Source organism: Collinsella sp. AF05-9 (genome assembly GCF_003465595.1).
Lineage (GTDB): Bacteria > Actinomycetota > Coriobacteriia > Coriobacteriales > Coriobacteriaceae > Collinsella.
The window spans coordinates 1-11,827 of sequence record NZ_QSBB01000046.1; the positions used below are offsets into that span (position 1 = coordinate 1).

Here is an 11,827-nt window from a genome sequence, read left to right on the forward strand (position 1 = left end):
CATGGAAAACCTCCCATTTCCCGATGTCCAAGAAATGGGAGGCAGTTCACAGGCACCTTTGTGGTGGTTTATGCTATTCCGGGTGGAAGGGAGCGAGCAATGGCGTCTGAGGGCTTTTTTGAGCGGGTGTACGAGGTGGTCGAGCAGATTCCCGAGGGGATGGTCGCCACGTATGGTCAGGTGGCGCTGCTTGCTGGACGTCCACGAAGTGCGCGGTACGTGGGGTATGCCCTGCATGGCAATCCGCGCCCCGGCGAGATTCCCTGTCACCGCGTGGTGTTTGCCGATGGCCGCATATGCGATGGTTTTGCTTTTGGCGGTCCCGATGCTCAACGTGAGCTTTTGCTAGGGGAGGGTGTGGCGTTTAAGGACGACATGCACGTCGACTTGGCCGCCTGTCGCTGGCCTGCAGGGCTCTAGCGGCTCTGTCGTGGCTTAAACCACCACAAAGGTGCCTATCCCCTTTGTGGTGGTTTTGGCAGGTTTACCGAGGTTAACTTATGGAGAAGGTATGGCGGAGCGGTTTGTCGCAGCAAAGTAAACCACGGTGAACTATATTGTTTTCAGCAACGGAGCAGGCAATAGGCGATGAAAAAGCCTGCCCTGTTGAGTTTGATTCGCATTCCTCCCCTCTGTGCGATTCAACGGTGTACTTCGGGAACAGGCCCGCTGGCAACTATCTGCCAGCGGGCCTGTTCCTGTTTCGGTGAGGATTCAGCCTCACCGTCTATGTTGTGCGAAGGCGCTTTGCCTAGTACACCATGCCCATGGCGTCCTGAACCTCGGCCAGGGTCTGCTCGGCAATCTCGTTGGCGCGACGGTTGCCCTCGTGCAGCACGTCCTTCACATAGTCCAGATCGTTCTCATAGCGCTGACGACGCTCGCGGATCGGCGCGAAGTACTCGTTGACGGCCTCGGTCACGTACTTCTTGAGCTGGCCGGAGCCGCCCATGCCAATCTCTTCGGCAATCTCGACCTCGGAACGGCCAGTGCAGATGGCGGCCGTCGAAAGCAGACCGGACACGCCGGGGCGGTTCTCGGGATCGAATGTGATCATGCGCTCGGAGTCGGTCTGGCTCTTCTTGATGCGCTTGGCCGTCTCCTCGGCGGTCATCGAGATGTTGATGGCGTTGCCGTAGCTCTTGCTCATCTTGCGACCGTCCAGGCCCGGCAGTAGCGGGGTCTCGGAAAGCAGCGCTTCGACCTCGGGGAACACCTTGCCGTAGCGGTTGTTAAAGCGGCGGGCGATGGTGCGGGTGAGCTCGATGTGCGGCAGCTGGTCGCGACCGACGGGCACCACGTTGCCCTTGCAGAACAGGATGTCGCAGGCCTGGTGCACCGGGTAGGTGAGCAGAAGGCCGGTGAGCTCGTGGCCCGAGGCCTCCATCTCGGCCTTTACCGTGGGGTTGCGCGCCAGCTCGGCCTCGGAGACCAGCGACAGGAACGGCAGCATGAGCTGGTTGGCGGCGGGCACGGCGGAGTGCGCGTAGATCATGGTCTTGTCGGGGTCGATGCCGCAGGCAAGGTAGTCCATGACCATGTTGTACACGTTGTCCTGGATGTGCTCGGTCGTATCGCGGTCAGTGATGACTTGGTAGTCGGCGATGAGCACGTTGGTCTTGGCGCCCATGTTCTGCAGCTCAACACGGCCCTTGAGGGTGCCGAAGTAGTGACCCAGGTGCAGACGGCCGGTGGGGCGGTCGCCGGTGAGCATGGTGAACTTCTCGGGCGTTTTGGCCAGGCCCTCGCGAATGGCGTTGCTCTTTTGCAGCGCGACTTCGTAGCTGTTCTCGTTTGGCATGATTGCTCCTAACGTATGTTCATGGGTCAAGATGATAACGCGTTTATTGGAGGGTCGGGGCGTAAGTACGCGAGGGGCGGGAGAGCGGCGGCATGTGCGATGGGCGCGGCGTGGCTGCGCGTTTGGCCGGCGGCGCCTGGGCGCATCCTCGGCGGCTTACCCTAGCGCCTGTGGTGGCGCTCCTCCCTGCGTTCTTCTGCCGCCTGCTCCTCCTGCTTAAAGGCGGGATCGTCGGGGGTGACGAGCTCGTCCTCGTGCGTGCGCTTGTTGTAATGGTGGCGCAGCACGGGCTCAAACAGGTGCAGGTGCTTGGCAAAGGCCGCCGAGCCAATGGCGAGTACGGTAAAGATGAGCACGCGCATGGGCACCTCGACCTGGTTAATCGCGGCGGCGCCGGCCGAAAGCATGATGCACCAGGCGTAGATGAGGAGCACTGCCTGCTTTTGGTTGTAGCCCTCTTGGATCAGGCGGTGGTGGATGTGGCCCTTGTCGGCCTGCCCGATGCTAATGTGGGCGCGCTTGCGGCGCACGATGGCGCTAAACGTGTCGATGATGGGCACGCCGGCAACGATGAGCGGGATGATAAGCGAGGTGAGCGCGGCGGTGCGGCTCACGTTGAGCAGCGAGATGGAGCCCAGTGCAAAGCCCAGAAGCAACGACCCCGAGTCGCCCAAGAAGATGCTTGCGGGGTTGAAGTTGTAGCGCAAAAAGGCCAGGCAAGCGCCAAAGAGCGCAATGGAGAGCGCGGCGGCGTCGATGCGGCCCGAGAGAACGGCCATCGAAAACATGGTGAACGACGCGATGCCGCAGATGCCCGTGGCCAAGCCGTCGAGGCCGTCGATGAGGTTAATGATGTTGGTGAATGCCACCAGATAGATCACGGTGATGGGGTAGGCGAGCCATCCGAGCATGATCTCGCCGGGGGCAAACGGGTTGACGATGACGCCGATCCGCAGGCCGCCGATACAGGCGATAAGCGCGGCGAGGACCTGTCCGGCTAGCTTTTGCTTGGGCTTGAGCTGGAAGACGTCGTCGATAGCGCCGGTCGCAAAGATGACGGTAAAGGAGAGCGCCAGCATGGGATAGCTAATGTGAAGGCGCGGGTGCGGCACCAGGACGGGCGGCCAGCCTAGGTGCCAGGTGCCTAGGATTTGCACAATACAGGCAACGACCAGGCCCAAAAACACCGCCGTTCCGCCCAAACGCGGGATGGGCTTGGTGTTGATGCGGCGCTTAGAAGGATAGTCGACGGCGTCGAGCTTAATTGCCAAGCGCTTGACCAGGGGCACCATGAGGAAGGTCGTGATAAAGGCCGCCGCTGCCACGCATAGGTACGGTATGTAGCTCGGGGATGAAGCCATGAATCTAAAAACCGCCAAGCGTCGAAGGAAAAGGTCAGAAGAACGCCATGCGCAAAGGGCATAGCCGAACCATGATACTCGACCACGGGGGGTGCATGGAATTGCATGCAGCGATAATCACGCGCTTACCAGATATTGGGATGTTGTCGATGGCTTGTCGGGATACCGGCGGGGATCCATATGGGCTGTAATGGTGGTTTTCGGCAAATGAAAACCACCCCCCACGTTACGAAAATGAACCCACCTAAAACAGGTGGGTGCCCTCATCGACTGTTCCAGCGTCCTTAACAACGAAGGATACCTGTACTAGGTACGACTGTGTGGGCTCCCTAAATAAACGCGACGGTTCACCCAGTTGCTCCGCGGGGGGCGGAATACCTACATCATAAAGCGGCACTTTGTCGATTCCAGTCTTGACATTACAAAAATCGTGTCGGACGATTACGGCGCCTTGGGCTCGAGCCGTCTGTGCGGTTGGTCCCTTTACGTTTGAGCTGCTGAATCGTTGTTTTGGAGCATGTTTTTATGCCGACGCCGTTGACCGAACTTTTTTCGCCCGCCTGCCATTTGTGTCCGCGCCGTTGCGGTGCGGTGCGCGACGAGGGTGCGCACGGCGTATGCGGTGCCGATGACACGCTCAAGGTGGCCCGCGCGGCGCTTCATATGTGGGAGGAGCCGCCTATCTCGGGCGAGGCAGGTTCGGGCACGATCTTCTTTAGCGGCTGCTCGCTCAAATGTATCTATTGCCAGAACCACGAGATCTCGACGGGCAATTTTGGGCTTGAGATTTCGCCCGAGCGCCTGGTCGAGATTATGCTGGAGCTGCAGGACCAAGGTGCCAATAACATCAATCTGGTGACGGCGACGCATTATGCTCACCTGCTGCCGGTCGCGATTGCCGCAGCTCGGGAGCGCGGACTGGTCATTCCAATCGTCTACAACACGAGCGGTTATGAGCGTGCGAGTGCCGTGGCGGCGCTCGGCGATTTGGTCGACGTGTGGCTTACCGACTTTAAGTATGCCAATGCGGCGCTTGCGCAGTCACTCTCTCATATTAAGGACTACCCGCGCGTGGCTGTGTCGGGTCTGGCCCAGATGGCGTGCGAAATTGAGCGCCGCGGGGGAGAGCTGGTAGACGGGGACGGGCTCATGAAGCGCGGCATAATCGTGCGTCATCTGGTGCTGCCGGGGCATGCGGACGATTCGTGCCGCGTGTTGGACCTGGTGTGGCAGACGGTGGGCGACGTGCCGATCTCGGTCATGAACCAGTACACGCCCAATGCCCTCATGCGCGAACAAGGCGGCGACCTGGCGCGCGCCGTGACGCGCGAGGAGTACGAGCAGGTGCTCGACCATGCCGACGACCTGGGCTTTACGACGATGTTTTGGCAAGAAGGCGGAGCGGTAGACGAGAGCTTCACCCCGGCGTTCGACACCACCGGCGTCCTCACCAGCGCAAAGTAGTGCGCTCGCCGATGATTTTTCTGGGACGGGGATTAAAAAATCATCGAGAGGATCGCCTGCTCGAAAAGTTGTCAAAATAGCCGCGTCCCAAAAAGACTGGGTATTGGGCGTTGACAGTTGGCGAGCCGTAGGTAAAATATCAACTTGTCTTGGGGACGTAGCTCAGTTGGGAGAGCGCTGCCGTCGCATGGCAGAGGCCGAGGGTTCGACTCCCTTCGTCTCCACCCTTGGATTTGATAAGCCGCTGACATTGTGTCGGCGGCTTTTTTTAAAAGAAAGGGCTGTACCATGGCCAAGCTTGAGTCCCAACCACTGTCTGCCGAGGAACGCGCCGAGTTGGAAGAGCTCCGCGCCGAGAAAGCTCGTCGCGAGGCCCAAGAAGAGGCACGCCGCGAGCGTGAGGAGCTGGCCGCCCTGCGTGCCGAGCGTGCGAAGGCCGAGGAGGCCGCCGCGAAGCCCGCGCCCACCGCACCTAAACCTCAGCCTAAAAAGGTCGCTCGTTCCAAGTCCGTCGAGCCCAAGCCGAGCCGTGACGAGATGACCTTTGCCCAGCGCATGGTTACCTCCAAGGAGCCTACGGGCGAGAACGAGATCCCTGGCATGGCGCCGGCTCAAAAAATCATCATTGTCCTTGCCCTCATCGCGTTTGTCATCTTTATGGGCTACACGATCCTGACCAGCATGGGCCTGCTCTAGCCCATTCGCGCTGGGTACCATGCCCGAACACTCTGCCCTTTTCCAACCCTCAACCTCTGCACAACGCATCCGAAAGGTCGCCCCATGGCTTTGACCGACATCTCGCATCCCACCGACATTGCAATGCTCACCGATCTGTACGAGCTCACTATGGCCCAGGGCCTGTGGGAGAGTGGCAAGGCCAATGAGCAGGGTTGTTTTACCGCGTTTTACCGCGACCATCCTTTTGGCAGCGCCTATGCCGTCATGTGCGGCACCGCCGAACTGCCCGAGCTGGTCGAGAATCTGCGCTTTACGCCCGAGGACATCGACTACCTCGCCTCGCTCCAGGCCCCGGCCGGCGGCGCGATGTTCAAGCCTGGATTCCTCGACTACCTGCGCGATTTTCGTGCGCATGTAAACATCGACGCCGTGACCGAGGGCGAGCTCGTCTTTCCGCGCGAGCCCATGGTTCGCGTCACCGGCCCCGCGCTGGAGTGCCAGCTGCTTGAGACGGCGCTGCTCAACATCGTTGGGTTCCAGACGCTTGTCGCCACCAAGACGGCGCGCGTGGTGCTGGCGGCGGACGGCCGTCCCGTTGCCGAGTTTGGCCTGCGCCGCGCTCAGGGTCCCGATGGCGGCTTGGCCGTCGCGCGCGCGAGCTACGTTGCCGGCTGCTCCTCTACGTCCAATGTGCTCGCCGGCCGCCGCTACGGTATTCCCGTCTTTGGCACGCATGCGCACAGCTGGGTGATGAGCTTCGATTCCGAGCTCGAGGCCTTCCGCGCCTTTGCCAAGTCGAGCCCCAAGAACTGTACGCTGCTCATCGACACCTATGACGTGCGCGAGGGCTGTGAACATGCCATTACGGTTGCCAAGGAGATGGAAGCGGTGGGCGAGCGCCTGTCGGCCATTCGCATCGACTCCGGCGACCTCGCCAAGCTCTCCAAGTATGTGCGCGGCCGTTTTGATGCCGAGGGCCTGCCCTATGTGGGGATCTCGGTTTCTAACGATTTGGATGAGTACACGATTCAGTCGCTGCTCGACCAGGGCGCGCCCATCGACAGCTTTGGCGTGGGCACCAAACTCGCGACCTGCTACGATCAGCCTGCGCTGGGCGGCGTGTACAAGCTTTCGGCCCGTCGTGCGAGCGACGCGGAGCCGTGGACGCCGGTGGTGAAGCTTTCCGAGCAGCCCTACAAGCGCACGATCCCCGGCGTGCAGCGCGTACGACGCTATTACGACGGCTTTGGCGGCCCGGTTTGCGACATGATTTATGACGAGGACCATCTGGCAGGGGAGGGCGCCGCGCGCGGCAATACCCTTGTGGCCGTGAACGATGCCGCCCTGGTGACCGACGTGTCCGAACTTGAGTATCGCGAGCTGCTGGTGCCGATCGTGCGCGATGGCAGTGCGGTGGCTCCGCGTGAGAGCATCCAGGACGCGCGCGAGCGCTGTGCTTGGGCGCTCGACCATCTGGACGCAGCTTTCAAGCGCTTCCTGTATCCGCAGACCTATGTGGTGGGTATGGAGCAGGGCCTGGCTCAGGTGCGCGACGAGCTCGTGCGCAAGAACATGGCCGCGGCCTCTGCCTTTCCCTGGGCTCACTAATTCCTTGGGCGGTAGGGGCGAGTCACGCTTCCCTGGCCGCCGGCTCGGCCGTTCGCTGAACAGTTGATTGGTTTGACGTATGACGACTTCTTATAAAACGATGGTGGTAAAGATCGGTTCGTCCACGGTGGTGGGTGCCGATGGCAAGGTCAACCGCGCCTTTATCGGCGGACTTGCCGATCAGGCCGCAGCGCTGCGCAAGCTCGGCTGGCGTCTGGTTGTGGTGAGCTCGGGCGCTATCGCCTGTGGCTATCCCGTGTTGGGCTTCGACCGCAAGCCGGTCGGTGACCTGCCGAGCCTGCAGGCCTGCGCCTCGGCCGGTCAGTGCATCATCTCGTCGGCCTACGACGAGGAGTTCCATGCGCGCGACCTGCTCACCTCGCTCGTGCTGCTCACGCGTCACGACACGGCGCGCCGCACGTCCTACCTGCACGCGCGCGACGCCCTGCTTCGCCTTGTGGAGCTGGGTGTGGTGCCGGTCGTCAACGAGAACGATACCGTCACCGTCGATGAGATCAAGTTTGGCGACAACGACACGCTGGCGGCGCTTGTGAGCTGCCTGGTTTCTGCCGATCTGTGCGTGACGCTCTCGGACATCGATGGCCTCTACACCGCCAATCCGCATGAGGATCCGACGGCCGAGTTTATCCCGGTCGTGCATAAGATCGATGCCAAGATTATCGCCTCGGCGGGCGATTCTTCCACATCGGTGGGTACGGGCGGCATGATCACCAAGATTCGCGCGAGCCGCATTCTCATGACGGCGGGCATTCAAAGCGTGATTTGCTCGGGCGAGGAGCCCGATGCGCTCGTGCGTCTGGCCCGCGGCGAGAGCGTGGGTACGCTGTTCGATCCGCCGGCGGAGCGCCTGGACATTGCGCCGCGCAAGTTGTGGATTGCACTGGGCGACAAGGCGCACGGCTCGGTGACGGTCGATGACGGCGCCGCGAAGGCGCTGGTCAGCCGCGGATCGTCGCTGCTCGCGGTGGGTATTCGCGAGGTCGATGGCCAGTTTGCCGAGGGCGATGTGCTCGACGTGTGCGACCCGAGCGGCATGGTTGTCGCCCGCGGTATCGCTGAGGCCGATTCGGACGTGCTGGAGCTTGCCGCCGGCCGCCGCCAGGACCAGATTGCCGGCAACCGTCTACTGGCAGACCTAGCCGAGAAGCCCGCAATCCATAGGGACAACTTGATAGTGTTTGCATAAAGAGAGGCAGCGCTGCGGCTCGTTTTGCCAGCAGTGCTGCCTCTCCTTTTCCGGCACTTGGGGACGTTTCTATTGTGCCGGCAGGTGGGGACACTCCTTTGCTAGAAGATTCGGCGCAGGTCTCCGCGGTTGAGGGACTCGTCGAAGAGGTGCTTGAATACCACACTGCCGTGCAGGCCGTCGTGCTCGAACTCGTTGGTTACCCAGGCGTGCGAGTTGCCCACGCGGCTGAGCGTGTCGAGCTGCAGACTCGAATCGACGTACATGTCATCGAAGTACACCGCGGCCTGGAGCGGCACCTCGTTGCAGGCCAGGCGCTGCGGGTCATAGATCTTGTCCCAGCTGGTGTCTTCCATCAGCAGGTCCATGGCGGGCTTGAAGGGCTTGAGCTCGGGCATCTGCTCGAACATCCACGGGAACATGGCCTCGCCGGTAAACATGAGCGGGCGCGCGAGGGTGTCGAACTCGGCGTGGTGTGCCTTCTCTTCAGCTGCGGCCCAGCCAATGGGCATAGTGTCACCGTCGGCGTATATGAACTCCTGCAGCGTCCAGTACAGCGGATTCGTGCGCGTGTTGGTGCGCTCGAAGGCGCGCATCAAAAAGCTGTCGGATACCGAGGAGCCGCAGCTCAGCGTACCGTCGCCTGTAACAAACGCGTGATCGATAATCCAATGCATGCGCTCAAAGCTCGGCTTCATGCCAAAGTCGCTGCCCATGAGCTGTAGGCGCTCGACCGTCATTGGCGAGCCGTCGGGCAGTACGGGCTTCTGAGCCTCGAGCGCATCGGCCAGGGCTGCCACGCGCTCGACATCGGCGGGGTAACGGTCGTAATACTGCTGCGTCTTGGCGGCCATGCGCGGGAAGGTGTGCGCGTAGACCTCGCTGGCGCTCGCCGGCACGTGCGGAATGCCGCCGCAGGTAAAGCTTGCCGCCACGCCCTCGGGGAAGAGCGACAGATAGCTCAACGTCAAAAAGCCGCCGTAGCTCTGCCCGAGTGTGACCCAGGGCTTGCCGCCAAAGCCCACCAGGCGCAGGTACTCAAAATCGCGCACGATGGAGCTGGCGAGGTGACGCTTGAGGAAGTCCGCCTGCGAGCGGGCCGCATCGGAGCCTGCCGCCTCGGCGCGCTCGCCCAGTGCGGCAATCGTGCGCCCGTCTACACAGCTGCTGCGCCCGGTACCGCGCTGGTCGGGCAGCACGACGCGGAAATGCTTGACGGCCTCTTCGATCCAGCCATCGCTTGTGGGCGACAGCGGACGCGGGCTCTCGCCACCGGGGCCACCCTGCAAAAAGAGAAGGAGCGGCAGGTCGTCGTTGATGCGGTCGGGTGCGCAAACCACACGGTAGAAGAGCTTGATGCTCTCGGGCGCGCCGGCGATGGGTGTCGGTATAGCGCCGCGGCGCATGGTGCTGCCGACGGCCAGGAGCATCGGCTCCAGGCCGCGCCAGTCGAGGGGGACGTCGATGCTGTGGTCCTCGACATACAGGCCGGGGACGTGGTACGAAGTGATGAGGGCCATGTGAGTCTTCCGTTCGTTGCGGTGTTTCGGGTTGACCAATTCTACCGCCGCGGGCGAGGCCATGCGCAAATCGGCTACCATGGTTGCAAACTTCTAGGAGAAAGGGCCGCCCATGTCGGTCGATATGGCCACGTATGTCCACGATCTTGCCGTTGCCGCTAAGGCAGCGTCGGCCTCGCTTGCCACGGCGAGCGACGAGCAGCGCCAGGAGGCCGTGCGCGCCATGGCCGCAGCACTGCGCAACGGTGTCGACTCCATCGTCGCCGCCAACGAGCTCGATATGTCCGCCGCGCGCGATGCGGGGACCTCGGCGGGGCTCCTCGACCGTCTGCTGCTGACGCCCGAGCGCGTCGAGGGTATGGCCGCCGGCCTGGAGAAGCTCGCCGAGCTGCCCGATCCTGTCGGCCGCGTGCTCGACCACCGCGTGCTCGCAAGCGGCGTGGACCTCACCCGCGTGAGCGTGCCGTTGGGCCTGGTCGCCATGGTGTACGAGGCGCGCCCCAACGTGACGGCCGACGCCGCGGGCATCTGCATCCGCACCGGCAACGCCTGCATTCTGCGCGGCGGCTCGCTGGCCTATCACTCGTGTGCCATGATTTCTGAGCTGCTGGCCGATGCGCTCGAGGCCAAGGGCTTCCCGCGCGAGGCCGTGTCGATGATCGAGTCTACCGACCGCGAGGCCACCGGCGAGCTCATGAAGCTCCGCGGCGTCGTCGATGTGCTCATTCCGCGTGGCGGTGCGGGCCTGATCCAGCGCTGCGTGCGCGAGTCGCTCGTTCCGGTGATCGAGACGGGCACGGGTAACTGCCACATCTACGTGCATGAATCCGCCGACTTCGATAAAGCGCTCAATATTATCGTTAATGCCAAGACCCAGCGTGTAGGCGTGTGCAATGCCGCCGAGTCGCTGCTGGTCGACCATGCTGTGGCCAATGTGTTTTTGCCTGCGGTCGTTGCCGTGCTGCACGACCACGGCGTGCTCATTCACGGCGACGAGGCCACGTGCGCCGCGTGCGCCGATGCCGGCTTTGTGGAGGGCGATGACTACGTCGCCGCGACTGAGGAGGACTGGGGTCGCGAGTACCTGGCGCTCGAGATGAGCGTGAAGGTCGTGGCAAACGAGGACGAGGCCATCGCACACATCAATCGCTACGGCACGATGCACTCCGAGGCCATCGTTGCCGAGGATACGGATGCTTGCGAGCGCTTCCTGGACGCGGTCGATGCCTCGGCCGTGTACGCCAACGCCAGCACGCGCTTTACCGACGGCGGCGAGTTTGGCTTGGGCGCCGAGATCGGCATCTCGACCCAAAAGCTCCACGCCCGTGGCCCCTTTGCCGCCGAGGCCCTCACCACCTACAAATACAAGCTCCGAGGCACCGGCCAGGTCCGCCCCTAACGCCCGCGCAAACAAAAACCACCACAAAGGTGCCTGTCCCCTTTGTGGCGGTTTTAGGTGGCGTGGGCGGTTAGGCCTGGAAGGTATCGCGGTCGGGGGCGAAGGACTGCATGGCCGCTATGGTGCGGTCAAAGAGCTCGGGGAGCTCCCAGCCCAACATCTCGGCGCCCTGCGAAATCACGTCGCGCGAGCAGCCGGCGGCAAAGCGCTTGTCCTTGAACTTTTTCTTGAGCGACTTGGTCGTAAAGTCCATGACGCTCTTACTCGGACGCATGATGACGGCAGCACCGATCAGGCCGGTGAGCTCGTCGCAGGCAAACAGGATCTTTTCCATCTGCAGCTCGGGCTTGGGCAGCGAGGTGTTGAAGTCCGACGTGTGCGTCTGAATGGCGCGAATGAGATCGGGAGAGGCGCCCTCGCCTTCAAGGATCTCGGCCGCATAGATGGTGTGGTTCATGGGGTCGTCCTCATGCTCCTCCCAATCTAGGTCGTGCAGCAGACCGACGATGCCCCAAAACTCCTCGTTCTCGGGGTCGAACTCGCGCGCAAAGTAGCGCATGGTGCCCTCGACCGTCTCGCCGTGGGTGATGTGGAACGGGTCCTTGTTGTGCTCGTTGAGCAGTTCGAACGCGCGATCGCGGGTGATTCCGGCGGTAAGCAGCTCTGCCATGACAGACTCCTTGTGTTCGTAGGTGTCGATAAGAATGAATACTACTAGAACGACTAGAACGAAAAAACCACCACAAAGGTGCCTGTGAACTGCGCCCCGAAACTTGGACTGAATAAATA

10 protein-coding genes and 1 tRNA gene are annotated in these 11,827 nt (G+C 62.1%); 7 read left to right on the forward strand and 4 right to left on the reverse strand.

The genetic code is table 11. From position 1 onward, the window contains the following. The first annotated feature begins 99 nt into the window (after positions 1-99). Positions 100-420, forward strand: a complete 321-nt coding sequence (locus tag DWV43_RS09290; protein WP_089572047.1) for an MGMT family protein — start codon at positions 100-102, stop codon at positions 418-420. 331 nt (positions 421-751) lie between these two features. Here the strand turns inward: DWV43_RS09290 and trpS are convergent, their stop codons facing one another. Next, positions 752-1,801, reverse strand: a complete 1,050-nt coding sequence (trpS, locus tag DWV43_RS09295) for a tryptophan--tRNA ligase (RefSeq protein WP_117757745.1) — start codon at positions 1,799-1,801, stop codon at positions 752-754. Between the two features lie 161 nt (positions 1,802-1,962). Then, entirely contained in the window at positions 1,963-3,162 is a 1,200-nt protein-coding gene (locus DWV43_RS09300; RefSeq protein WP_117757744.1) for an MraY family glycosyltransferase, read from the reverse strand. A gap of 525 nt (positions 3,163-3,687) precedes the next feature. Here DWV43_RS09300 and DWV43_RS09305 point away from each other — a divergent pair. From DWV43_RS09305 to proB, 5 genes are all read left to right on the forward strand, one after another. Continuing rightward, positions 3,688-4,626 (forward strand): radical SAM protein, encoded by a 939-nt coding sequence (locus tag DWV43_RS09305; protein ID WP_117818298.1) that lies wholly within the window; start codon positions 3,688-3,690, stop codon positions 4,624-4,626. A 151-nt stretch (positions 4,627-4,777) separates the two neighbouring features. Further along, positions 4,778-4,850, forward strand: a tRNA-Ala gene (locus DWV43_RS09310). A gap of 64 nt (positions 4,851-4,914) precedes the next feature. Next, positions 4,915-5,322 (forward strand): hypothetical protein, encoded by a 408-nt coding sequence (locus DWV43_RS09315; RefSeq protein WP_117818300.1) that lies wholly within the window; start codon positions 4,915-4,917, stop codon positions 5,320-5,322. A gap of 84 nt (positions 5,323-5,406) precedes the next feature. After that, positions 5,407-6,912, forward strand: coding sequence for a nicotinate phosphoribosyltransferase (locus DWV43_RS09320; RefSeq protein WP_117818302.1), 1,506 nt, complete (start codon positions 5,407-5,409; stop codon positions 6,910-6,912). A 79-nt stretch (positions 6,913-6,991) separates the two neighbouring features. Next, positions 6,992-8,119, forward strand: a complete 1,128-nt coding sequence (gene proB, locus DWV43_RS09325; protein ID WP_117818304.1) for a glutamate 5-kinase — start codon at positions 6,992-6,994, stop codon at positions 8,117-8,119. 101 nt (positions 8,120-8,220) lie between these two features. On the opposite strand, the gene DWV43_RS09330 is transcribed toward proB, so the two are convergent. Beyond that, positions 8,221-9,639: an alpha/beta fold hydrolase gene (locus DWV43_RS09330; RefSeq protein WP_117583749.1), complete on the reverse strand. Its 1,419-nt coding sequence runs from the start codon at positions 9,637-9,639 to the stop codon at positions 8,221-8,223. A gap of 112 nt (positions 9,640-9,751) precedes the next feature. Between DWV43_RS09330 and DWV43_RS09335 the strand changes: the two genes are divergently transcribed. After that, entirely contained in the window at positions 9,752-11,038 is a 1,287-nt protein-coding gene (locus DWV43_RS09335; RefSeq protein WP_117583748.1) for a glutamate-5-semialdehyde dehydrogenase, read from the forward strand. Between the two features lie 70 nt (positions 11,039-11,108). On the opposite strand, the gene DWV43_RS09340 is transcribed toward DWV43_RS09335, so the two are convergent. Beyond that, entirely contained in the window at positions 11,109-11,708 is a 600-nt protein-coding gene (locus DWV43_RS09340; protein ID WP_117818306.1) for an HD domain-containing protein, read from the reverse strand. Positions 11,709-11,827 lie beyond the last annotated feature (119 nt).

Coding starts and splice junctions, on each gene's coding strand:
- proB (WP_117818304.1), top strand. CDS start 6,992: ATGACGACTTCTTATAAAACGATGGTGGTAAAGATCGGTTCGTCCACG.
- trpS (WP_117757745.1), bottom strand. CDS start 1,801: ATGCCAAACGAGAACAGCTACGAAGTCGCGCTGCAAAAGAGCAACGCC.
- DWV43_RS09340 (WP_117818306.1), bottom strand. CDS start 11,708: ATGGCAGAGCTGCTTACCGCCGGAATCACCCGCGATCGCGCGTTCGAA.
- DWV43_RS09300 (WP_117757744.1), bottom strand. CDS start 3,162: ATGGCTTCATCCCCGAGCTACATACCGTACCTATGCGTGGCAGCGGCG.
- DWV43_RS09315 (WP_117818300.1), top strand. CDS start 4,915: ATGGCCAAGCTTGAGTCCCAACCACTGTCTGCCGAGGAACGCGCCGAG.
- DWV43_RS09320 (WP_117818302.1), top strand. CDS start 5,407: ATGGCTTTGACCGACATCTCGCATCCCACCGACATTGCAATGCTCACC.
- DWV43_RS09305 (WP_117818298.1), top strand. CDS start 3,688: ATGCCGACGCCGTTGACCGAACTTTTTTCGCCCGCCTGCCATTTGTGT.
- DWV43_RS09330 (WP_117583749.1), bottom strand. CDS start 9,639: ATGGCCCTCATCACTTCGTACCACGTCCCCGGCCTGTATGTCGAGGAC.
- DWV43_RS09335 (WP_117583748.1), top strand. CDS start 9,752: ATGTCGGTCGATATGGCCACGTATGTCCACGATCTTGCCGTTGCCGCT.
- DWV43_RS09290 (WP_089572047.1), top strand. CDS start 100: ATGGCGTCTGAGGGCTTTTTTGAGCGGGTGTACGAGGTGGTCGAGCAG.